The organism is Yersinia hibernica, assembly GCF_004124235.1.
GTDB classification, from domain to species: Bacteria; Pseudomonadota; Gammaproteobacteria; order Enterobacterales; family Enterobacteriaceae; genus Yersinia; species Yersinia hibernica.
This window is the reverse complement of record NZ_CP032487.1, coordinates 2,720,223-2,742,705: the sequence shown is the minus strand read 5'-3', so window position 1 is coordinate 2,742,705 and position 22,483 is coordinate 2,720,223. Positions and strand designations below refer to the sequence as shown.

The window sequence follows — 22,483 nt, the reverse complement described above, 5'->3', positions numbered from 1 at the left end:
GTGCGCTCCTGGGGTGTTGGCAGACCGTTTATTGTCGGCCACGGTGAGGATAAAAATGACCCGACAATAAAATTATAACTCCCGCCGGAGCGGGAGTTTCATATTATTTATAATATGGGGATAGATTTTGGCTTTTCAAGCCCGGTGATTAGCCGAACCAGCGGTGGAACATCAGCTTGATGTAGTCCACCATGCGGCTGAAAATGCCGCCTTCTTTAACTTCATTCATCACCACCAATGGGCGCTGATCAATAGTTTTTCCATCTAACTGGAAGTTAATCATCCCGACCACTTGATTCTTCGCCAGTGGCGCATGAATTTCAGGGGTATTGAGTACATAGCTGGCTTTCAGGTCTTTCATTCGGCCACGTGGGATTGTCAGATAGACGTCTTTATCAACCCCTAACTGTACGCGGTCACTGTCACCGAACCAGACTGGCTCAGAGGCAAATTCTTTGCCCACTTTCAGTGGCGCAACTGTTTCAAAGAAGCGGAAGCCCCAAGTCAGCAGTTTCTTACTTTCTGTTTCACGGCCTTTAAAGGTGTGACCACCCAGCACCGCGGAAATCAAGCGCATTTGTCCATCAGTGGCCGATGCCACCAGGTTGTAACCCGCCGCTTCGGTATGGCCGGTTTTAATGCCATCAACGTTTAAACTGGTGTCCCACAATAAGCCATTGCGGTTAGTTTGGCGGATATTGTTGAAGGTAAATTCTTTCTCTTTATAAATGGCGTATTCATCCGGCACATCACGAATTAAAGCTTGGCCGATCAAAGCCATATCGCGGGCGGAGCTGAACTGACCATCAGCATCTAAGCCGTGAACCGTTTTGAAATGGGTGTTTTTCAGGCCCAGAGCATTAACGTAGTTATTCATCAGATTAACGAATGAGTCTTGGCTGCCCGCAACATAATCGGCCATAGCCACACAAGCATCATTACCCGATTGTAAGTTGATACCCCGGGTCAATTTAGATACAGGCACTCGGTCACCAGGCTTTAGGAACATCAACGAGGAGCCCTTGAACTCTGGATTACCGGTCGCCCAAGCATCTTTACCCACGGTCACCATATCTTCTGGCCCGATTTTACCCGCTTTGATGGCTTGACCGATAACATAGCTGGTCATCATTTTTGTCAGGCTGGCGGGGTTGCGGCGCGCGTCCGCATTCATTTCTGCTAATACTTTGCCGGAGTTGTAATCAATCAGAACATAGGCTTCTGCATCGATTTGTGGGACGCCGGGGATCATGGTTTTTAAATTGACGTCATCAGCGTTCGCAGCAGATGCTGCACTCATAACGATAACAGTGCCGAGCGCCAGGCTCTTGATAATGCGAGAAGTAGTTACATATTTCATGATCAGGACAACAACATCCGTGGAAGTAAGTTAAAAACGTGCCACATCATATCAGATGAGGTTGTCACAGACACCCTGTGAACCCCGTACTCTGCGGCGTTTATATATTTTACCGGCAGATTTATCCGCGCGGTCATAGTCATGCTTTAAACCGTAACATTCTGTTTGCACAGAGAGTTACGGTTATTTTTATTCGACGAACCTTAAATTGCTACAAGGTATGTATGTTTTAAGGGGCAGCGACCACAAATGACTGCTGCTGCGCTTCATTTGACAGACGCTGTTGCAGTGCAATCGCCTGTTGGCGGCTGCTGAATGGCCCCAGTTGAACACGATGGACACTGCCATTGGTGGCGACTTTTCCCGGCACACCAAAACGTTGGCTCAGACTTTGCTGCCAGGTTTGAGCTCGCCCGGCATCACTTAATGCCCCCACTTGAACCACATAACCACCGGACGATGGGGCGGCGGCGGTCGCCACTGGTGAGGTCACCGGGCCCGGATTGGCGACCACCGGTGGGCTTACCGGCTCGGAGCTTTCCAGTACGCCAGCCGGGACGGGGGTTGATGCGCGCAGGAACCCACTGCTTTGTGGTGCAACCGGCTGTGTGGCATCAGCGCCAGATAAATGGCTATTATCGATAGGCCGTACCGCAGTGTTTACGGCGGGAGCATCCTGCTGAATTGGCGTGCCCATACCGCTGGAGGTCAGGTCAGGGCGGGTTGGTAGCGCATAACTTTGCTTGGCGATGGTGGTGCCGACCATTCCAGGGCCTGATAATGAGCCATCAGGAGCCACATTAATAAAATCAATCTTCACCTTGGTGTTATTCGAAATATTCAGGCGGTCAGCGGCGGCTTTGGATAAATCAATCACTCGGCCTGGGGTATAGGGGCCACGGTCATTTACGCGCACCACAATTTGGCGGCCATTGCTGATGTTAGTGACGCGCACATAGCTAGGGATAGGCAAAGTTGGGTGAGCCGCGGTCAAGGCATTTGGGTCAAAAATTTCACCCGTCGCCGTGCTGTTACCGTTTGCCTCTTCTCCATACCACGCGGCCAGACCAACCTGACTGAAGTTCTGCGGGTCTTTGACGATGCTGTAGGATTGGCCGTTTACTTTATAATCCTGATTAAAATTAGGATTAAACGGCTCATATCGTGGCTCTGCACCGCCTATCTCTTCGACTGGGCCATTGTATGTCTGCTGCACTTGTTGCTGCGGTGCCGGGGGCTGACTGGTACATGCTGATAACAACACGCCTGCGATGCCGACCCAAAGCCATTCCTTACGCATTGCTCACCTCTATAAATTCTTAGATAACATTTTTCGATGAGTATGTATCGACATCACGATACCAAACCCGGCCATCAGCACTATCAGTGCCGAGCCTCCGTAGCTGACCAATGGCAAAGGTACGCCAACCACCGGTAAAATTCCACTGACCATTCCTATGTTAACAAACACGTAGACAAAGAGTATCAGCATTAATCCACCGACCATAACTCGGCCGAAGGTGGTTTGTGCATGGGCGGCAATCACCAAACCCCGCATAATCAGGCACAGATAGAGCGCTAATAACACCAGCACACCAATCAAGCCTAACTCTTCTGCCAGCACGGCAAAGATGAAGTCGGTATGGCGCTCAGGTAAGAATTCCAATTGTGACTGAGTGCCGTGAAGCCAGCCTTTGCCAGATAACCCACCGGAACCAATAGCAATTTTAGACTGAATAATATGATAGCCCGCGCCGAGTGGGTCACTTTCCGGGTCCAATAACATCATCACGCGATCGCGCTGATAGTCATGCATCAGGAAGAACCAGAGAATGGGAATAAATGCAGCAACCAAAATGGCCGCAATGGCGATTAAGCGCCAGCTCATCCCGGAAAGGAATAAAACGAATAAGCCGGAGGCAGCCACCAAGATAGAAGTTCCGAGGTCGGGTTGTGCTGCAACCAATAAAGTCGGCATAAAGATCAAAATCAGGGCAATGCCGGTATTTTTCAACGACGGCGGGCAGACATCGCGGTTCATAAAGCGGGCAACCATCAAGGGAACCGCAATTTTAGCAATTTCAGAGGGTTGAAAGCGGATAAACCCTAAATCGAGCCAGCGCTGTGCCCCTTTACTGATTTGACCAAATGCATCGACCAGGACCAATAAAATAACACACACGAAATAAAGATAGGGAGCCCAGCTTTCGTAGACGCGCGGCGGTATCTGCGCCATCACCAGCATCACCACCAGCCCCATGGCAATTTGGCCTATTTTGCGCTCCATCATGCCCATGTCTTGCCCGCTGGCGCTCCACATGACGAAAGCGCTATAAGCCAGCAGCGCCAGTACGCAAATCAGAAACGGCAGGTCGATGTGCATTTTGTACCACAAAGAGCCTTTTTGTTGATTATCAGTCATGAGTTACCTTAATCCGCTGCAACTAATCTGCTTCAACGCCCGGAGGCAGAGGTGCTGCATCCGGTAATTCGGTGTTGTTATCGCCCAACAAAATATGGTCGAGGATTTGGCGGGTAATCGTCCCCACCGCAGGCCCGGCACCACCATTTTCTAAGATCATGGCAACAGATACTGTCGGATTTTCATAGGGCGCAAATGCAACCATCAATTTATGGTCACGTAAATGCTCTGCCACTTTGTGGGCATTATAGGTTTCATAGCTATAAACCTGTGCCGTACCTGATTTAGCCGCCGCCTTATAGGGCGTTCCTTCAAAGAATTTACGCCCGGTACCGTTCGCACGGTTGGCTACACCATACATACCGTCTTTGGCAATTTCCCAATAACCGGAGTGGATATCACCAATTTGGGTGTTATCTTCCTGCTGATAAGGCACTAACACGCCATCAATGCGGGTGCTTTGGAGCAAGTGCGGTGTTTTCACCGCCCCGTCATTAATCAGTGTCATAAGGGCTTTTGCCATCTGGATTGGTGTGGCCGTCCAATAGCCTTGCCCGATCCCTACTGGGATGGTATCCCCTTGATACCACGGCTTTTTATGGCGTTTCTGCTTCCATTCTCGAGTCGGCATCAGGCCAGCTCGTTCTTCTGATAAGTCGATGCCGGTATATTCACCATAACCGAATTTGCTCATCCATGAGGATAGACGGTCAATCCCCATGTCATACGCGACCTGATAGAAGAACGTATCGGCTGATTCTTCCAGTGCTTTGGTGATATTCAATCGGCCGTGGCCCCATTTTTTCCAGTCACGGAAGCGTTTTTCTGAACCCGGCAACTGCCACCAGCCGGGATCAAATAAGCTGGTGTTTTTGTTGATAACTCCGGCGCTCAGTGCAGAAACGGCGATATAAGGTTTGACCGTCGATGCGGGTGGATAAACACCTTGAGTGGCGCGATTTATTAATGGGCGGTTAGGGTCATTCAATAACCCCTGATAATCTTTATTGGAGATACCATCAACAAACAAATTTGGGTCATAGCTTGGATTGGACACCAAAGCTAAGATGCCACCGCTGCGCGGGTCTGTGACCACAACAGCGGCACGGCTGCCACTTAGCAATTGTTCAATATAGGTTTGCAGGTGCAAATCGAGTGTTAGATAAATATCTTTCCCGGCTTGTGGTGGCTGCTCATGCAATTGGCGAATAACACGGCCACGGTTATTCACCTCAACTTCTTCATAACCGGTTTTTCCGTGTAGGACCGATTCATAATAGCGCTCAATTCCCAACTTGCCGATATCGTGTGTTGCAGCATAGTTAGCCAGAATGCCCTCTTTATCCAGGCGTTCTACGTCTTTGTCGTTAATTTTAGAAACATAGCCGATGACGTGAGTGAGTGCCGAACCATAGGGATAGAAGCGGCGTTGGTAGCCTTTGACCTCAATGCCGGGGAAGCGGAATTGATTAACCGCGAAACGGGCCACTTGCACCTCGGAAAGGGGAGTTTTCACCGCAATGGAGGTGAAGCGACGTGAGCGCTTACGCTCTTTTTCAAAATTGGCAATATCCTCATCCGTCAGATCAACTATCGGGCGCAGGGCATTGAGGGTTGCAGAGAGGTTTTCAATTTTTTCCGGCATCAGTTCTAACTGATAAATTGTCCGGTTCATCGCCAGTGGGATGCCGTTACGGTCAAATATCATGCCGCGGCTGGGGGCGATAGGAACCAGTTTAATACGGTTTTCATTGGAGCGGGTGCGATAGTCTTCAAAACGGACTATCTGCAAATTGTACATGTTCGCAACCAATATCCCGCTTAACAGCAGGATACCGAGGAAAGCCACGAGGGCACGGCGGACAAACAAGGCTGATTCAGCCGAATAGTCGCGAAAAGGATTAGGTTCTTTTTTCATCCCGCAGCTACTTCATATGGTCCAAAACCAGCGTGTTGCGCAAAACTAGCATCTTACTTAGATCCATCACTTGACTCAGGTTCATCGCCCACTTATTCCCGATGATAGGGGTGATTGGTCGTAATACTCCAGGCACGGTAGAGGCTCTCAGCCACCAAAACGCGCACTAAAGGATGGGGTAGCGTCAGCGGAGAGAGCGACCAGCTCTGCTCGGCGGCGGCTTTACAGGCTGGGGCTAATCCCTCCGGCCCGCCAATCAGCAGACTGACATCACGGCCATCCTGCTTCCAGCGTTCTAATTGTTGAGCCAACTGCGGGGTCTCCCAGGGCGTTCCTGGGATATCCAACGTAACAATGCGGTTGTTTTTGCCAACCGCTGCCAGCATCAGCTCGCCTTCTTTTTCCAAAATGCGTTTGATATCGGCGTTTTTGCCCCGTTTCCCGGCAGGTATCTCTACCAGCTCGAGGGGCATATCTTTGGGAAAGCGGCGCAGGTAATCAAGAAAACCTGTCTGCACCCAGTCTGGCATTTTGGTGCCGACGGCCACCAGTTGCAGTTTCACCGCTTAGCTCCAGAGTTTTTCCAGTTCGTACATACGGCGGCTTTCTTCTTGCATGACATGCACAATCACTTCGCCTAAATCGACCACAACCCAGTCAGAGACACCTTGACCCTCAATACCCAAAGGTATCATGCCAGCTGCGCGCGATTCCTGAACCAGGTTATCTGCCAGCGCCATAACATGGCGAGTGGAGGTGCCAGTACAGATAATCATAAAATCAGTAATACTGGATTTACCCTGCACATCCAGAGTCGTAATGTCTTGGCCTTTCAAATCATCGAGCTTGTCGATAACAAATTCTTGGAGCGCTTTACCTTGCAAAGGTTCCCCCTCGGGTGATTTCTGTGCATAACGTTCTCTGGTGCTGTTTCGCGGGATATCCCGTGGACGGTGACCGGTAATGAACTGTTATGATGTATTTATCGGCAGGATGCCGCTGAAAGCCAGCTGTTTATGCTAATTCACAGGGGTTTTCAGCGAATACCTGAAATTTAGCGGCGGAGTATAACATGGGTCAATGCATCGCGATATAAACCCTCAGCCGCGATACAAACCTTGTAACTCAATATATCGCTGTACAGCACGCGGCAGCAGATCATCGCAACTTTCACCATTATGACGCCGATGGCGAATGTCGGTAGCAGAAATATCCAGTAAAGGTGTATCTGCCAGATAGATTGCCCCATGTGGTTGCAGACTCAGTGCCTGTGAGTCAAAAACACGATGGTCATCAAGCCATTGCTGTAGCTCAGGTGTGGCCAGGGTTTGTGAGTAGCCAGGACGAGCGCAAACTAACAAATGGCACACATCCAGCAAAGATTGCCAACGGTGCCATTTATAAAGCGACAATAATGAGTCTTGCCCAATAATAAACGCTAAAGGTTGTTCAGCACCACGTTCTTTACGTAGTGATTCCAGTGTATCAATCGTGAATGATGGGCTATCGCGCAATAACTCACGTGAATCAACACTGAACAGTGGATTGCCGGCCACGGCCAGTTCGACCATTTTTAACCGCTGCTGTGCATTAGCTTCAGGTTGCGGGCGATGGGGGGGGACATGATTGGGTAACAAAATAATGTGTTGCAAACCCACTTGTTGAGCTAATGCTTCAACGGGCTTTAAGTGGCCATAATGAATCGGATCAAAAGTACCACCGAACAGGGCATGCAGGGCGCGTGTCGGGGATTTATTGGCCATCAAAAAAACTCTCAGGTAAAATTTTTCCACATATCAGCATAGACAGCGTTTCTAACTCGGGCCAAATCGACTCGCCATAGTCCTGTTTTAGGCGAACCTCCATTTGCGCTAATAAATGCACGGCTTGTTGCAGTTGTTGCATGGAGAGGCGCTGTAGTGCTTGAGTCATCATCGGACGGCGATTTTGCCACACTTTGAATTGGTCAAATAATGTTCGCAAAGGTGCCTGTTCCATCCGGCGTTTTAGTGTTAACAACAGCAATAACTCGCGCTGAAGTGTGCGCAGTAAAATAACCGGTTCACTGTCTTCTTGCTGTAACTGTTGCAAAATATGCCAGGCACGTTTGCTTTTCCCGGCCAGCAAGGCATCAAGCCAGTGGTAAGGGGTGAAATGTGCAGCATCGTTGACGGCTTGCTCGACTTTGGGCAGTGTTAGCTTGCCGTCGGGGTAAAGCAGTGACAGCCGTTCCAAGGCCTGGGATAATGCCAGCAAGTTACCTTCATAGCAGTAACATAGTAGCTGGACAGCAGCATCATCAATTTCTAGATTCAAGTTCTTGGCGCGGGTGTTCACCCAACGCGGAAGCTGCGCTTGCTCAGGTGTCTGGCAACTGACGACCACACCATTTGGGCTGAGGGCTTTGAACCAGGCGCTGTTTTCCTGGGCTTTAGTGAGTTTGTTGGCCCGCAATATCAGCAAAATATCTGGGTGCAATAGACCAGATAATTTCACTAATTGCTCATTCATGGCGGCCGTTAATCCACTGTCGGGGAAATTCAACAGCAGTATCTGACGGCTGGCAAATAAACTCAGCGCCTGACAGAGACTGAAGATATTCTCCCATTCAGTGTGGGCATCCAGTGAAAAACTGAAGTGTTCGCTGAAATTATGTGATGCTGCCACACGGCGAATGTGATCCTGACTCTCCTGTAACAGTAAAGGTTCGTTACCACATAACAGATAACAAGCGCGCAGCCCCTCATGGAGCTGCGCGACAAGTTGTTCAGGGTAAACTCGGATCATTGGGCTGTAGTACTGATGGCCGGTTTGCCAATGTTAATCTCTTCGACATCCGCGGTTTTTGCGGTATCCGTAGCCGGGTGACTGCCGGTCAGCGTCGCGCCATTTTCCTGCGCGTTTTTAACTTCTGCAGCATGTACGACTAACAGTTTGCGTACTAACTGCTGCGCCGCCTGGTCACGCATTTCCTGACGTAGAACCTCAGCTTCAGCATCTTTGGCCAGCGCCGTTAACGGGTTATCGAAGAAAGTGCGGAAGATATTGACCCGAATTGGGTAAATATCATGACCTGGAATCAGCACTTGCGCCTGAACATGCAACACTAACTGATACTCAGCCGTGACGCCGTCGCGGAAGATTGACACAGTATCTTTATTTTCGGTGGAACCGAGAATCCGCAGGGTCGGCAAATCTTTACGCATTGGGTCATCAACAATGGTTACATTGTTTAAACGCAATTGTTGACGTATCGCCCGAGTTAATGGGCCATATGGGTCACTACTTTGCAAGATTAGCTTTTGCAGTTCAGGTGGCACCTGAGTGGTGCCGCGCAGATTAAAGCCACAGCCAGCGGTGACCAGCACCGCCAACCCCAGCAACAGCGTCAGAATACGATGTCGCACAACTCCTCCTTGCCTTAACCTACAACCAGGTTAAGCAGTTTGCCAGGGACATAGATGACTTTACGCACGGTAACCCCATCCAGGTATTTAGCCACCAAGTGTTCCTGACTAGCGCGTTCACGCACTTGCTGTTCAGTGGCATTGGCAGGCACAGTAATTCGGCCTCGCACTTTACCATTCACCTGTACGACCACTAATTTAGAGTCTTCGACCATCGCTTGTTCGTCAGCAATTGGCCATGGTGCGGTATCGATATCCCCCTCGCCACCCAGAGCTTGCCACAAGGTAAAGCAAACGTGAGGGGTGAATGGATAAAGCATCCGCACGACTGCCAGTAATGCTTCTTGCAGCAGAGCGCGGTCTTGCTCAGTGTCCTGCGGAGCACGGCCCAATTTGTTCATCAACTCCATCACCGCCGCAATGGCGGTGTTGAAGGTTTGACGGCGGCCCACGTCATCAGTGACTTTGGCGATGGTTTTATGCAAGTCACGACGTAAGGATTTTTGTTCTTCCGTCAGGCCGGCGATGTCCAGTGGGGCGGTGGCCCCTTTGGCGGTGTGGTCAAAGGCCAGACGCCAGACGCGTTTTAGGAAGCGGTTAGCGCCTTCAACCCCTGATTCCTGCCACTCCAAGGTCATTTCTGCCGGTGAAGCAAACATCATGAACAGACGCACGGTATCAGCACCGTACTTCTCGACCATGACTTGCGGGTCGATACCGTTATTTTTCGATTTCGACATTTTGCTCATGCCAGCGTACACCAGCTCATGGCCTTCAGCATCGGTCGCTTTAACAATACGGCCTTTGTCATCACGTTCAACAATAGCATCAACCGGTGAAACCCAGATACGTTCACCGTTAGGGCCAGTGTAGTAAAATGCATCAGCCAACACCATGCCTTGGCACAGCAGGCGTTTGGCGGGCTCATCAGAATCAACCAAACCTGCATCACGCAGCAATTTATGGAAGAAGCGGAAGTACATTAGGTGCATGATGGCATGTTCAATGCCACCAACATACTGATCAACGGGCAACCAGTAGTTAGCCGCGGCCGGGTCCAGCATGCCCTTATCAAATTGTGGGCAGGTATAGCGCGCGTAATACCAAGATGACTCCATAAAGGTGTCAAAGGTATCGGTTTCGCGTAGGCCAGGCATGCCATTGACGGTGGTTTTAGCCCATTCAGGGTCGGCTTTGATTGGGCTGGTAATCCCATCCATCACCACATCTTCTGGCAGGATAACCGGCAGTTGATCTTCTGGTGTTGGCACAACAGTGCCATCTTCCAGAGTGATCATGGGGATAGGTGCGCCCCAGTAACGTTGACGGGAGACCCCCCAGTCACGCAGACGGTAGTTGACTTTGCGCTCGCCGACACCAAGTGCGACCAGTTTGTCAGCGACAGCATTGAAGGCATCTTCATAATTCAGGCCATCAAACTCACCCGAGTTAAACAGGACACCTTTCTCGGTCATGGCTTCCTGGCTTAAATCTGGCTCGCTACCATCAGCGGCTAAAATAACCGGCTTGATGGGCAGGTGATATTTGGTCGCAAACTCCCAGTCACGCGCATCGTGGCCTGGCACCGCCATCACTGCGCCCGTGCCGTAATCCATCAAGACAAAGTTTGCCGCCCAGATTGGCAATTTCTCGCCAGTCAATGGGTGGATGACATACAGCCCGGTCGCCATGCCTTTTTTCTCCATGGTGGCCATTTCAGCTTCGGCAACCTTGGTATTACGGCATTCAGCAACAAAATCAGCCAAGAGCGGATTGGTGGCAGCGGCTTGCAATGACAATGGATGACCAGCAGCCACGGCAACGTAAGTCACCCCCATAAAGGTGTCCGGGCGGGTGGTATAGACGGAGAGTTTCTCTTCGCTATCTGCGACGTCGAAAACGATATCAACGCCCTCAGAGCGGCCAATCCAGTTACGTTGCATGGTCTTAACTTGTTCAGGCCAGCTTTCAAGCCGGTCCAAATCATTAAGCAGTTGATCCGCGTAATCGGTGATTTTAATAAACCACTGTGGGATTTCTTTGCGTTCAACTTTGGTGTCACAGCGCCAGCAGCAGCCGTCGATCACTTGCTCGTTCGCCAAGACTGTCAGGTCGTGGGGGCACCAGTTAACCGCCGCGGTCTTTTTGTAGACCATACCTTTTTCATACAACTTGGTGAAGAACCACTGTTCCCAACGATAATAATCGGGTTTACAGGTCGCAATCTCGCGATCCCAGTCGTAGCCGAAGCCCAGTAATTTTAACTGGTTCTTCATGTATTCGATGTTGTCGTAAGTCCAAGGTGCTGGCGCGGTGTTGTTTTTTACCGCAGCGCCCTCAGCAGGTAGACCAAATGCATCCCAGCCGATGGGCTGCAACACGTTTTTGCCCAGCATGCGCTGGTAACGGGAGATAACATCACCAATGGTGTAGTTACGCACGTGCCCCATATGTAGGCGCCCTGATGGATACGGCAGCATGGATAGGCAGTAATATTTTTCTTTGCTGGTATCTTCAGTGACTTTAAAAGTTTGCTTCTCTTGCCAGTGAAGCTGTACTTGCGTTTCGATATCTTCTGGGCGGTATTGCTCTTGCATGGCGGCCGGTGGTCCTATAGTGAAAAACAGCTACGCCTGTAGCATCATCTGTTTCGTATCATAAAGAGAGATCCGCATAGCATAGCTGATAAGCGGCAGCGGCAACAACACTCTGCATCCTACAGGAGGCTTTTTCTGCGCAGTGAATGGCAGAAATCATCAAAGTAGCATGAGAAAAACCTGAAGATGACGTGACCTCAGTCATTTACGACTAAAATAATTAACGTTAGCTTTACTATCAGGCTTAGTAGGAGCAGATAATAACTGCGAGGTCAGCCAAGCAGGCGAAATAAAGCACTTTATCTCTATTTTCTTTGTCACAACTTTTGCTTTATCACAACCGTGGATCGAGGAGACTGTATGAACAAGGTAGCTCAATATTATCGAGAGTTAGTGGCATCACTGACTGAACGCTTGAAAAATGGTGAACGTGATATCGATAAGCTGGTGGAGAGTGCCGAACAGCGGTTGGACTCGGTAGAGGAGTTAACCCGCAGTGAAGTTGAGCAAATCATTCAGGCGGTGCGGCGTGATCTGGAGGAGTTTGCTCGCAGCTATGAAGAAAGTAAGGATGAGTTTACTGACAGTGTATTTATGCGGGTGATTAAAGAAAGTTTATGGCAGGAACTGGCTGATATCACCGACAAAACGCAATTAGAGTGGCGTGAGGTGTTTAAAGATGTCAGTCATCATGGGGTTTATCATAGTGGCGAGGTGGTCGGATTAGGCAATTTAGTCTGTGAAAAATGCCATTATCACCTAGCTTTCTATACCCCTGAAGTGCTTCCCGTCTGCCCAAAATGTGGCCATGACCAGTTTACGCGTCGGCCATTCCAGCCTTAAGTTCCTGTGGGCCAAAGAGAGACACTCCGCGCTGGCGGAGTGTCATGCGCTATACCGCGTAACGGGCCACTCGCTCGACCAGTAAGTCAATAAATCCTTTTCGGTCAATGCCCATGAGAACCTCAGCATTCGGCGTATGACCGGTGAGTTGATAATAATCGACGACAGTCATGCCTTGAGTATATTCACCGCGGGTTTCAATACCGACCCAACGTTCAATACTGGTGAATAATTCCGGAGCCAATAACCAGGCGATAGTGCAGGGGTCATGCAGTGGCGCGCCTTGAAAACCCCAGCGCTCTTGGCGGTGGTATAACATAAAGAAATCTAATAAGCCCGCCACCACTTCAGCTACTGGGTTATTCAACTGGCGAATGCGGTCAATGTCCTCATCCATCACTTGTGCTTGATGGGTCACATCCAACCCCGCCATGGTGATGGGGATCCCCGATTTAAAGACTCGGTCAGCCGCTTCGGGATCAACAAAAATGTTAAATTCAGCCGCGGGTGTCCAGTTTCCTAACATTACGGCTCCGCCCATGATGACGATGCGGTCTATTTTGGCTATCAGCGCGCCATGTCCGGCCAGTAATAACGCCACGTTAGTCAGCGGGCCGGTTGCCACGATGGTCACTGGGTGAGGGCTGGCGCGCACTATTTTTGCCATTAACTCTACGGCATTTTCCGGCTGCGGTGAGAAATCTGGGTCGGGCAATGATGGGCCATCTAAGCCCGTTTCACCGTGGACATTGTCGGCAATAATTAATTCGCGCAGCAATGGTTTGAGTGCCCCGCCGGCAACCGGAATATCTTGGCGCTCAAGTAATGTCAGGATACGTAGCGCATTGCGCAAGGTTTTATCGGGGGTTTGGTTACCGGCACAGGTCGTCACGGCTTTTACATTCAGTTCGGGGGAGGCCAGTGCCAAAATCAGTGCAATAGCATCGTCATGGCCGGGGTCGCAATCAATGATAATCGGGCGGGGCATCATGTTTCCTCTTTTCGTCGCAACATTAAGAGGAGGATGCTGATAATAAAGCGGATAAGCAATCTCGCTGGGCGTAAAAGGAGAACAAGCGCAAATTCCTCCCCCACGGGTGCAGGGGAGGTGGCGATTAATGTAGGATTTTTGCTAAGAAGTCTTTAGCGCGGTCAGATTTAGGATTGTTAAAGAAATCATCTTTGTTGCTGTCTTCGACGATTTTCCCCTCATCCATAAAAATAACCCGATTGGCCACTTTACGCGCAAAGCCCATTTCGTGGGTCACGACCATCATGGTCATGCCCTCCAATGCCAGTTTGACCATGACATCCAGCACTTCGTTGATCATTTCTGGGTCGAGGGCTGAGGTCGGTTCGTCAAATAACATGGCGATGGGGTCCATACACAATGCGCGGGCAATCGCGACGCGCTGTTGCTGGCCGCCCGATAACTGAGAAGGGAATTTATCGGCATGAGTGGAAAGACCGACGCGGTCTAACAGTTTTAGCCCTTTTTCTCGCGCCTCTGCTTTATCGCGTTTGAGGACTTTGATTTGGGCCAGAGTCAGGTTTTCAATAATAGACAGGTGCGGGAACAGTTCGAAATGTTGGAATACCATGCCAACTTTGGAACGTAACTGCGCCAAATTGGTACCTTTATCATTCACGCCAATACCATTAACTGTAATGCTGCCTTTTTGAATAGGTTCTAGCCCATTAACAGTTTTGATTAAGGTTGATTTACCTGAGCCAGAAGGGCCGCAGACCACCACGACCTCACCTTTTTTAACTTCGGTGGTGCAGTCAGCCAGCACCTGAAAGTGGCCGTACCACTTAGAAACATTTTTCAGGGAAATCATCAAACAGTCCTTTTCTTCAAATAGTTAACCAGCATCGACGCGGCAAAACTGATAACGAAATACACCAAACCGGCAAACAGCACCATTTCAACCTGGGTCCCGTCCCGCTCACCAATGGTGGTCGCGGTGCGGAAGAAATCGGCCAGACTAAGGACATACACCAGCGATGTATCCTGAAATAACACGATCCCTTGGGTTAACAGTAATGGCACCATAGCGCGGAAAGCTTGGGGCAGGATAACCAATCTCATGGACTGACCTTGGGTCATGCCCAGCGCCAGTGCCGCGGAGGATTGCCCACGAGAGATACTTTGGATCCCGGCCCGGATAATTTCTGAGTAATAAGCCGCTTCAAATAATGAAAAGGCTACCATGGCGGAGATGAGGCGAATATCAGTTTTTGGTGATAAGCCCAGCACATTTTGTAATAAGCTCGGGACCACCAGATAAAACCATAACAGCACCATCACCAACGGAATAGAGCGGAACACGTTGACATAGGCGGTGGCAAACCAACTGATCGCTTTAATCGGCGACAGGCGCATGACAGCTAAAACCGTGCCCCAAACTATGCCAAAGACAATGGCGATGAGGGTTATTTTGGCGGTGACCGCCAGGCCTTGCAGCAGGTATGGCAGGGCAGGGGCGATGGAGCTCCAATCAAACTCGTACATTATTTACTCCCCAGATTGCCGGGCAACTGCACTTTCTTTTCAACTAATCGCATCAACAGCATGATCACGGCGTTGATCAGTACATAACCAAGGGTGATGGCGGTGAAGGATTCATAGGCATGAGCTGAGTAATCCAGCAATTTTCCTGCCTGTGCGGCCATGTCTACCAGCCCGATGGTTGAAGCAATTGCTGAGTTTTTTACCAGGTTGAGCATTTCTGAGGTCATCGGGGGGATTATCACCCGATAAGCATTGGGTAATAAAACATAGCGATAAGTTTGCGGTAGGGTCAATCCCATCGCCAACCCCGCCGCTTTCTGCCCACGAGGCAGTGATTGAATCCCGGCGCGTACCTGCTCACAAACGCGGGCGGCGGTGAATAAGCCAAGACACATCATTGATGAGAGGAAGAACTGTATATTCGGGTCTAATTCACTTTTGAACCACATGCCAATATTGACCGGCAAGAGTTCAGGCACCACCAGATACCAAGTAAAGAATTGCACAATCAGCGGCACGTTGCGGAACAGCTCGACATAGCAGGCGCCGATACTTGACAGAATACGATTGGGAACTGTTCTGAGAATCCCAAATAATGAGCCGACAAAGAAAGCGATAACCCAGGCGCATAATGATAAGGCCACAGTGACCTGAAAGCCGGACCAAATCCAGCCAAAATAGGTGGTATTACCGAAAGGGGCAGGTTGCAGGAAAATACCCCAGTTCCAGTCTATTGACATAAAAAACTCCCTTAAAAGGATGAATAAGCCATCCTGATGACTGATGATTCAATGCGTTTCGGCCTCGCGAGGGGTAACAAAAAAATGCGGAGTGGGGAACGGCCACCCCGCATCCTGTCTACCAATCGGTCCATCATCAATCTGTAGGGCAGGCACCGCCCACCCTGATTATTATTGTTAGTTCAATGCTTTATCGTTCGGGGCTTTGAACAGCGCCTTCATTTCATCAGACAGTGAGAAGTTCAGGTTAAGATTTTTAGGCGGAATTGGATTTTTGAACCAGCGGTCAAAGGATTTCTCAGCCACACCAGAGGTTTGTGCCGTGGCGATAGTCTCATCTAGCAGTGCTTTAAAGGCTGGGTCATCTTTACGCAGCATGCAGCCGTAGGCTTCCTGAGATTGCGGAGCCCCGACGATATCCCATTGATCAGGTTTCTTGGCTTTGGCGCGTTCGCCAGCAAGCAAGGCATCATCCATCATAAAGGCCACTGCCCGGCCACTTTCCAAGGTGCGGAAAGAATCGCCGTGGTCTTTGGCGCTGATGATGCGCATGTTCATTTTGTCTTTTTCATTCAATTTATTGAGCAGGACTTCAGAGGTGGTGCCTGATGTCACTACCACTGGTTTTCCAGCTAAATCTTTGAAATCTTTAACTTCAGATCCTTTTTTGGTCAGCAAACGTGTGCCGACAACAAAAATGGTGTTTGAGAACGCGGCTTGTTGCTGGCGTTCCAGATTATTGGTAGTGGAGCCACACTCGAAATCAAAAGTCCCGTTTTGTAACAGTGGGATACGGTTTTGCGAAGTGATTGGAATCAGTTTTACCTGTAAGTCTGGTGCATTAAGTTTTTTCTTAATCGCATCGACGATCAGATTGGAATAATCTTGTGAATAACCCACCACTTTTTGTTGGTTATCGTAATAAGAGAATGGAACGGAGGACTCACGGTGACCGACCACGATAACGCCGTTATCTTTGATCTTCTTCAAGGTGTCAACAGAAGCCTCTGCCTTTGCTGCGGCTTGCTCTGGTTTTGCTTCTTCTGCTTGGGCTACGCCACTTGTTATCCCAGCTAACAGTAGCGCTAACGCCAATTTACGCATATGCATGGTCCAACTCCTTTGATGTTGTGATACTTAAAATGTAGTCATGTTAAAAAGGTGAAAAACTAAAAATCGTCTTATTTTGTTGTGCTGGCATAACCACAGATATTTGTTGGTCAACGCGCTATTTTCGTTGTTACTTGTATCAGATTATCTTTAAAAAATAGCTAATTGTTATGTAAATGATGAATAAATGTTTGTTTTTTGAGACGCAAATCGCACCAAATAGAGGCAATAAAACAGCTTCGCACTATTCCAGTGCGTGGTGCGCCCCATAAATGTGCAAGCAAATAACGGTGCTGCTTCACCTGAAACTGGCTTTTGCCTCGCCAGTGGGGCCATCACCTTTGATAGCTCAATACCCAGTAGATATTGACGGATGGCTCACACTATTTGATTAGAAATAATGCAAGGTCTGTGCCAGTCACGGGGAGAGTGGGGAGAAATAGCTTATTTAGCGAGGGCGATAAAATGTGATGCGGGGACAGCGAGTGAGTTAATCAGTCATCAGGTACTCGCTACTGTTGACTGATTTAACTATTGCTCAAATTAACAACATGTTAGCTTGATTTCTTTGATTAGCTTAGTAGCTGATTGTTGATAGCCAGATGGGCCTTAAAGACCTCCAGTGCCGTCGGAACACTTTCCTTACCGACGTGTTTCTCAGGGTTCCACAGATCAGCAAAGGTGATGGCGCGCCCACAGTGAATAAACACTTCATCGACTTCAATCACTAACACGCTGCGAGCAGGTTGGCCGTTTTGGCTAAAACGTGCGCACAATTGCGGGTCAATGGAGATTTTTGCTCGGCCATTAACCCGGAAACCCTCCGTCCAGCCGGGGATCAAGAACAAAATACCGATAAATGGGTTATGGAGCAGATTGCGAATACCATCCAGACGATTATTGCCCGGTCTATCTGGCAGCATCAGCGTTTTGCTATCTTGTACATGAATAAAACCCGCTTCCCCGCCTTTAGGTGAACAATCAATGCCGTTGCTACCCAAGGTGCCCAGCACGGCGAAAGGTGCGGCGGCAATGAGTTTTTTGGCGTAATCATCAATGTGATCTATTTGCTTATTTAACACATTCTGATTAGGTGCGGCGTAATGCTCACTTAACTGTGCTTCAGTCGTGAGGATAAATTCAGGATTTAGTGACATAAGACTCTCAAATTGCAAATCATGCTAATTATTTGTACTGCACGGCAAGATAACAGCAGTGATAACGATTCGCAATACTGATAATGGGGGAGTTTAAAGTGATGACGGGCATATCAATGACATGCCCGTAGAGCGGTTTATTTTTTATCTGAACGGCCGCGAATAGCGCGGTATAGCGTCAATGCTCCGAGAACCAAGGTGATAATCCACATTGGCCACGAACCAAACCGAGCATAGGGTGTTATGCCGGTGGTTGGGGTGACTTTTACTTCCAGCACTTGCTGGGTGAACTGTGGAATCTGCGCCAAGATTTCACCACTTGGCCCGACTGCGGCCGTAATACCATTATTGGTGCTGCGCAACAGCGGACGACCCAATTCAAGGGCGCGCATGCGGGCCATCTGGAAATGCTGCCATGGGCCAATAGAGTGGCCAAACCAAGCATCATTGGAGACAGTCAGCAAGAAGTTGGTATCAGGTCTGAAGTTATCACGAACCTGTTGGCCCAAAACAATTTCATAACAGATAGCGGCGGTCAGGTTAAACCCGGCCACATTGAGCTGCGGTTGCACATAACTGCCCCGGCTGAATGATGACATGGGTAAATCAAAGAATGGAGCTAACGGGCGCAGCAGAGACTCGAGCGGCACAAACTCACCAAAGGGAACCAAGTGGTGTTTGCTATAGCGGTTGTGGGTCGGGTATTGGTAGGGAGCTTTATCACCTAACACAATGATGCTATTAAAGAAATGGTAACCTTTGCCCTCTGGTCGCGGCCGGGCATCAACAATACCGGTGATTAAGCTGCTGTGGTTAGCCCGCATCAGGTCATCCACCATCGTCAGAAAGCCGATTTGATCTGTTTCGATATCAGGAATGGCAGATTCCGGCCAGATAATAATCGGCGCTTTACCCATAAATGGGCGAGTTTCATCCAGATAGATTTGCAGGGTTGAGAGCAGGACTTTAGGGTCCCACTTCATTGATTGAGCAATATTACCCTGCACCATCGCCACGTTGACCGCCCGTTCAGGCTCCGGAGTGAACCAATGTAACTGGCGCAGCGGCCACGGCAGCAATAACATAGCGGCGGCGATAATTGCAGCAGTGATGCGGCGTCGATAGCAGGCGTAAACCAGTAATCCGCTAATCGACATCAGCATAAAGGTAATGCCATCGACACCGAGAATCGGCGCAATACCACGCAGTGGGCCGTTAATTTGGCTGTAGCCGAACTGTAGCCATGGGAAGCCGGTCAAGACCCAGCCGCGTAAGAATTCAGTCAGTTGCCACACCACTGGCGCAGCAATGGCGAGCCGCCACCATGTAGTTTTCGGGCATATTCGTGCTAATAACCCGGCAAACAGCAGGGTGTAGAGCGAAAGATACGCCGCTAGCAATACCACCAGGAAGATATTGATGGCAGTCGGCATTCCGCCAAATTCAGCGATGCTGACATACACCCAGTTAATACCACTGCCAAATAGCCCCATACCCCAACAAAAGCCGATAAAAGCGGCTTGTTTGGTGTTGCGATTCAATGTCAGGCTGAGTAAGCCAAATAGCGAAATAATGGCCGCTGGCCAGTAGTCAAATGGCGAATAGGCCAGCGTACCGCAGGCGCCAAAAAATAGCGCCAGTAGGGCGCGAACCCACTGGCGTTGAAGGTATGAAGCGATAGGCATCGAGGATTTATTCTTCCAGTTTGGGTTGCGGAGCATCATCCGGGATTTTTACATGAACCTGAATGATACGTCGGCTATCCGCCATGGCAACTTTAAATAAGTAACCTTCAATTTCAATGGTTTCACCGCGGGCGGGTAAATGACCAAACGCCTGCATGACCAAACCACCGATGGTGTCCACTTCATCGTCGCTGAAATGGGTGTTGAATACTTCATTGAAATCTTCAATTTGGGTCAGCGCACGAATGGTATAAGTGTGCCGGCTGAGCTGACGAATATCTCTGTCTTCTTCGTCGTCATACTCATCTTCAATTTCGCCAACGATCAGCTCAAGAATATCTTCAATGGTCACCAGGCCTGAAACACCGCCAAACTCATCAATGACAATTGCCATGTGATAGCGCTGAGAGCGGAACTCTTTCAGCATCCGGTCAACACGTTTACTTTCCGGTACTACAACCGCTGTGCGTAGGACTTTATCAATGCTGAATGGCTCGGAATCTGTGCGCATAAACGGCAGCAAATCCTTGGCCATCAGAATGCCTTCAATGTGATCTTTATCTTCACTGATAACTGGGAAGCGGGAGTGTGCAGATTCAATAATAACATCCAGGCACTCATCCAGCGTTTGATTGCGCTTTAGTGTGACCATCTGAGAGCGGGGGATCATGATATCCCGTACGCGCTGTTCGGCAATATCCATCACCCCCTCCAGCATGTCTCTGGTATCGGGGTCAATCAGATCATTCTGCTCAGAATCACGGATAAGCTCTACCAGATCACCACGGTTCTTAGGTTCACCGTGGAATAACTGGTTAAGGATGAGAGTAAAGAACCCTTTCTTGGGACTGGGGCTATCGTTGTTTTGTGAGTGGTCGTCGCTCATGGCGTTTTAGTTAAGTTTACCTATGTTTACCCTTCGTACTTGAAAGCGCAGGATTGTTAGCTACATTTACTCAGCCAAATCATTTACCTAAGTAAGCTCATTGGGATGAATTCTCCTGCCGCCTAGCTGCAACTTCAAGTTTTTGAGGTATAGATTAATATTATTATCGGCCGCGCTAGACACACACCGCCGACAGCTTTTTACTTATCCCCATTAGACAATTATATCTGATGGAGTAAGGTTTATTCTGGGTCTTTTTCTGAAATGTAAGGGTCTGGATAACCTAGACTTTGCATTATTTCAGTTTCAATTGACTCCATTTCTTCTGCTTCATCGTCAACGATGTGGTCATACCCTAGCAGATGGAGACTGCCATGAACAACCATATGCGCCCAATGAGCCAATAGTGCTTTCTCTTGTTCAACCGCTTCTTGTTCAACTACCTGGCGGCAAATGATTAAATCGCCCAGTAATGGCAGTTCAATCTCAGGTGGGGCCTCAAATGGAAAAGACAAGACATTGGTCGGTTTATCTTTACCGCGATAGGTCAGATTGAGCTCATGGCTTTCTGCTTCATCAACCACGCGGATAGTGACTTCCGCGATTTCCTGAAATTGCGGTAACACCGCTTCCAGCCAATGCTGAAAATCTGCTTCGGTCGGTAACCCCTGGCTGTCGGCACAGGCAATTTGTAAATCGAGAATAACTTGGCTCACGGAGCCTCCTGCTCAGATGGGGTGTGAGTTTCCCGCTTACGTTGTTCGGCGATAGCCTCTTTGCGTTTTTGTTCTGCGGCTTCCCAGGCTTCATAAGCAATAACCACGCGGGCGACAACTGGGTGGCGCACCACATCTTCGCTATGGAAGAAGTTAAAGCTTAATTCCTCTACCTCAGATAACACTTCAATGGCATGGCTTAAGCCTGATTTCTGGTGGCGCGGCAAGTCAGTTTGCGTGATATCACCGGTAATCACCGCTTTGGAGTTAAAGCCAATGCGCGTCAGGAACATTTTCATCTGCTCGATGGTGGTGTTCTGGCTTTCATCCAAAATGATAAACGCATCATTGAGTGTGCGGCCGCGCATATAGGCCAGGGGCGCGACTTCAATGACATTACGTTCAATCAGTTTTTCAACGCGCTCAAAGCCCAACATTTCAAATAATGCATCATAAAGTGGCCGCAGATAAGGGTCGACTTTTTGGCTGAGGTCACCGGGCAAGAAACCCAGCTTTTCACCTGCTTCAACGGCGGGGCGGGTCAGCAAAATCCGCCGTACATTCTGGCGCTCCAGAGCATCGACTGCGGCGGCGACGGCCAGATAGGTCTTACCCGTCCCGGCCGGGCCAATCCCGAAAGTAATATCGTGATCGAGAATATTGGCGATGTATTGTGCTTGATTTGGCGTTCGCGGTTTGACCATGCCGCGCTTAGTCCGAATATTTACGGCTTTTCCGTAATCAGGCACGCTTTCGGCGGTTTGCTCCAGTACACGACTTTCCTTCACCGCAAGATGGATATCTTCGGGGTCAATATCAGGGATGACACCACGGATAGGGGCGGTATCAACATACAGGTGGCGCAGAATATCTGCCGCGGCAACAACGCAGATATTCTTACCGACTAACTTAAAGCGGTTATCGCGACGATTAATTTCAATACCTAATCGGCGTTCCAACTGCTTGATATTGTTATCAAAAGGCCCACACAAACTCAGCAGGCGCTGATTATCGGCGGGTTCCAGCAAGATTTCTTGTGTCACTACGTGCAAACTGTTTCTCTGAGTCACTGCGTTCCTCTGGGTCACTTAGGGCCGGTTTATTTGAAGCCTAGCTGTAATTCTTAT

At 49.3% G+C, this 22,483-nt stretch carries 21 protein-coding genes; 1 reads left to right on the top strand and 20 read right to left on the bottom strand.

Features of this window, described 5'->3' with window-relative positions:
• Nucleotides 1–148: 148 nt before the first annotated feature.
• The 10 genes from dacA to leuS all read right to left on the bottom strand — a co-directional run bounded on the left by dacA (nt 149) and on the right by leuS (nt 11,704).
• Nucleotides 149–1,360, bottom strand: a complete 1,212-nt coding sequence (dacA, locus tag D5F51_RS12980; protein ID WP_025377553.1) for a D-alanyl-D-alanine carboxypeptidase DacA — start codon at nt 1,358–1,360, stop codon at nt 149–151.
• Between the two features lie 229 nt (nt 1,361–1,589).
• Nucleotides 1,590–2,660: an endolytic peptidoglycan transglycosylase RlpA gene (rlpA, locus tag D5F51_RS12975; protein WP_025377554.1), complete on the bottom strand. Its 1,071-nt coding sequence runs from the start codon at nt 2,658–2,660 to the stop codon at nt 1,590–1,592.
• Nucleotides 2,661–2,669: 9 nt separating this feature from the next.
• Nucleotides 2,670–3,782, bottom strand: coding sequence for a peptidoglycan glycosyltransferase MrdB (mrdB, locus tag D5F51_RS12970; protein ID WP_025377555.1), 1,113 nt, complete (start codon nt 3,780–3,782; stop codon nt 2,670–2,672).
• Between the two features lie 22 nt (nt 3,783–3,804).
• A complete protein-coding gene (gene mrdA, locus D5F51_RS12965; protein WP_025377556.1) occupies nt 3,805–5,700 on the bottom strand; it encodes a peptidoglycan DD-transpeptidase MrdA in 1,896 nt (631 codons plus the stop codon).
• 92 nt (nt 5,701–5,792) lie between these two features.
• Entirely contained in the window at nt 5,793–6,263 is a 471-nt protein-coding gene (gene rlmH / locus D5F51_RS12960; protein ID WP_129197171.1) for a 23S rRNA (pseudouridine(1915)-N(3))-methyltransferase RlmH, read from the bottom strand.
• Nucleotides 6,264–6,266: 3 nt separating this feature from the next.
• Nucleotides 6,267–6,584 (bottom strand): ribosome silencing factor, encoded by a 318-nt coding sequence (rsfS, locus tag D5F51_RS12955; RefSeq protein ID WP_129197169.1) that lies wholly within the window; start codon nt 6,582–6,584, stop codon nt 6,267–6,269.
• Nucleotides 6,585–6,800: 216 nt separating this feature from the next.
• Nucleotides 6,801–7,463: a nicotinate-nucleotide adenylyltransferase gene (gene nadD / locus D5F51_RS12950; RefSeq protein ID WP_129197167.1), complete on the bottom strand. Its 663-nt coding sequence runs from the start codon at nt 7,461–7,463 to the stop codon at nt 6,801–6,803.
• A complete protein-coding gene (holA, locus tag D5F51_RS12945; RefSeq protein WP_129197165.1) occupies nt 7,453–8,487 on the bottom strand; it encodes a DNA polymerase III subunit delta in 1,035 nt (344 codons plus the stop codon). Before holA ends, nadD begins: the two co-directional genes overlap by 11 nt.
• Nucleotides 8,484–9,107 carry an LPS assembly lipoprotein LptE gene (gene lptE / locus D5F51_RS12940; protein WP_025377561.1) on the bottom strand — a complete coding sequence of 208 codons (624 nt, stop codon included), beginning with the start codon at nt 9,105–9,107 and terminating at the stop codon, nt 8,484–8,486. Before lptE ends, holA begins: the two co-directional genes overlap by 4 nt.
• A 14-nt stretch (nt 9,108–9,121) precedes the next feature.
• Nucleotides 9,122–11,704 (bottom strand): leucine--tRNA ligase, encoded by a 2,583-nt coding sequence (gene leuS, locus D5F51_RS12935; RefSeq protein ID WP_025377562.1) that lies wholly within the window; start codon nt 11,702–11,704, stop codon nt 9,122–9,124.
• Nucleotides 11,705–12,064: 360 nt separating this feature from the next.
• On the opposite strand from leuS, the gene D5F51_RS12930 reads away from it, so the two are divergent.
• The gene (locus D5F51_RS12930; protein ID WP_025377563.1) at nt 12,065–12,547 is read left to right on the top strand and encodes a zinc ribbon-containing protein; all 483 of its coding nucleotides are present in this window, start codon (nt 12,065–12,067) and stop codon (nt 12,545–12,547) included.
• A 49-nt stretch (nt 12,548–12,596) separates the two neighbouring features.
• On the opposite strand, the gene rihA is transcribed toward D5F51_RS12930, so the two are convergent.
• The 10 genes from rihA to D5F51_RS12880 all read right to left on the bottom strand — a co-directional run bounded on the left by rihA (nt 12,597) and on the right by D5F51_RS12880 (nt 22,426).
• Nucleotides 12,597–13,535 (bottom strand): pyrimidine-specific ribonucleoside hydrolase RihA, encoded by a 939-nt coding sequence (gene rihA, locus D5F51_RS12925; protein ID WP_025377564.1) that lies wholly within the window; start codon nt 13,533–13,535, stop codon nt 12,597–12,599.
• A gap of 127 nt (nt 13,536–13,662) precedes the next feature.
• The gene (locus tag D5F51_RS12920; protein WP_025377565.1) at nt 13,663–14,388 is read right to left on the bottom strand and encodes an amino acid ABC transporter ATP-binding protein; all 726 of its coding nucleotides are present in this window, start codon (nt 14,386–14,388) and stop codon (nt 13,663–13,665) included.
• Entirely contained in the window at nt 14,388–15,062 is a 675-nt protein-coding gene (gene gltK / locus D5F51_RS12915) for a glutamate/aspartate ABC transporter permease GltK (RefSeq protein WP_025377566.1), read from the bottom strand. The genes D5F51_RS12920 and gltK overlap by 1 nt, the downstream gene beginning before the upstream one ends.
• Nucleotides 15,062–15,802: an amino acid ABC transporter permease gene (locus D5F51_RS12910; protein WP_087769565.1), complete on the bottom strand. Its 741-nt coding sequence runs from the start codon at nt 15,800–15,802 to the stop codon at nt 15,062–15,064. The genes gltK and D5F51_RS12910 overlap by 1 nt, the downstream gene beginning before the upstream one ends.
• Nucleotides 15,803–15,979: 177 nt before the next feature.
• The gene (locus D5F51_RS12905; RefSeq protein ID WP_129197163.1) at nt 15,980–16,912 is read right to left on the bottom strand and encodes an amino acid ABC transporter substrate-binding protein; all 933 of its coding nucleotides are present in this window, start codon (nt 16,910–16,912) and stop codon (nt 15,980–15,982) included.
• Nucleotides 16,913–17,484: 572 nt separating this feature from the next.
• Nucleotides 17,485–18,069, bottom strand: coding sequence for an MSMEG_1061 family FMN-dependent PPOX-type flavoprotein (locus D5F51_RS12900; RefSeq protein WP_129197161.1), 585 nt, complete (start codon nt 18,067–18,069; stop codon nt 17,485–17,487).
• Nucleotides 18,070–18,206: 137 nt separating this feature from the next.
• Nucleotides 18,207–19,754, bottom strand: coding sequence for an apolipoprotein N-acyltransferase (gene lnt, locus D5F51_RS12895; RefSeq protein WP_129197159.1), 1,548 nt, complete (start codon nt 19,752–19,754; stop codon nt 18,207–18,209).
• Between the two features lie 7 nt (nt 19,755–19,761).
• Entirely contained in the window at nt 19,762–20,640 is an 879-nt protein-coding gene (gene corC / locus D5F51_RS12890) for a CNNM family magnesium/cobalt transport protein CorC (protein ID WP_129197157.1), read from the bottom strand.
• A 242-nt stretch (nt 20,641–20,882) separates the two neighbouring features.
• Complete coding sequence (gene ybeY, locus D5F51_RS12885) at nt 20,883–21,356, bottom strand: rRNA maturation RNase YbeY (RefSeq protein WP_025377571.1); 474 nt, start codon at nt 21,354–21,356, stop codon at nt 20,883–20,885.
• Nucleotides 21,353–22,426: a PhoH family protein gene (locus D5F51_RS12880; protein WP_186368189.1), complete on the bottom strand. Its 1,074-nt coding sequence runs from the start codon at nt 22,424–22,426 to the stop codon at nt 21,353–21,355. The genes ybeY and D5F51_RS12880 overlap by 4 nt, the downstream gene beginning before the upstream one ends.
• Between the last annotated feature and the right edge of the window lie 57 nt (nt 22,427–22,483).

Bases quoted from the DNA above. Each gene is read 5' to 3' on its own strand.
- dacA (WP_025377553.1), bottom strand. From the start codon at position 1,360: ATGAAATATGTAACTACTTCTCGCATTATCAAGAGCCTGGCGCTCGGC.
- rlpA (WP_025377554.1), bottom strand. From the start codon at position 2,660: ATGCGTAAGGAATGGCTTTGGGTCGGCATCGCAGGCGTGTTGTTATCA.
- mrdB (WP_025377555.1), bottom strand. From the start codon at position 3,782: ATGACTGATAATCAACAAAAAGGCTCTTTGTGGTACAAAATGCACATC.
- mrdA (WP_025377556.1), bottom strand. From the start codon at position 5,700: ATGAAAAAAGAACCTAATCCTTTTCGCGACTATTCGGCTGAATCAGCC.
- nadD (WP_129197167.1), bottom strand. From the start codon at position 7,463: ATGGCCAATAAATCCCCGACACGCGCCCTGCATGCCCTGTTCGGTGGT.
- holA (WP_129197165.1), bottom strand. From the start codon at position 8,487: ATGATCCGAGTTTACCCTGAACAACTTGTCGCGCAGCTCCATGAGGGG.
- leuS (WP_025377562.1), bottom strand. From the start codon at position 11,704: ATGCAAGAGCAATACCGCCCAGAAGATATCGAAACGCAAGTACAGCTT.
- D5F51_RS12930 (WP_025377563.1), top strand. From the start codon at position 12,065: ATGAACAAGGTAGCTCAATATTATCGAGAGTTAGTGGCATCACTGACT.
- rihA (WP_025377564.1), bottom strand. From the start codon at position 13,535: ATGCCCCGCCCGATTATCATTGATTGCGACCCCGGCCATGACGATGCT.
- D5F51_RS12920 (WP_025377565.1), bottom strand. From the start codon at position 14,388: ATGATTTCCCTGAAAAATGTTTCTAAGTGGTACGGCCACTTTCAGGTG.
- gltK (WP_025377566.1), bottom strand. From the start codon at position 15,062: ATGTACGAGTTTGATTGGAGCTCCATCGCCCCTGCCCTGCCATACCTG.
- D5F51_RS12910 (WP_087769565.1), bottom strand. From the start codon at position 15,802: ATGTCAATAGACTGGAACTGGGGTATTTTCCTGCAACCTGCCCCTTTC.
- D5F51_RS12905 (WP_129197163.1), bottom strand. From the start codon at position 16,912: ATGCATATGCGTAAATTGGCGTTAGCGCTACTGTTAGCTGGGATAACA.
- D5F51_RS12900 (WP_129197161.1), bottom strand. From the start codon at position 18,069: ATGTCACTAAATCCTGAATTTATCCTCACGACTGAAGCACAGTTAAGT.
- lnt (WP_129197159.1), bottom strand. From the start codon at position 19,754: ATGCCTATCGCTTCATACCTTCAACGCCAGTGGGTTCGCGCCCTACTG.
- corC (WP_129197157.1), bottom strand. From the start codon at position 20,640: ATGAGCGACGACCACTCACAAAACAACGATAGCCCCAGTCCCAAGAAA.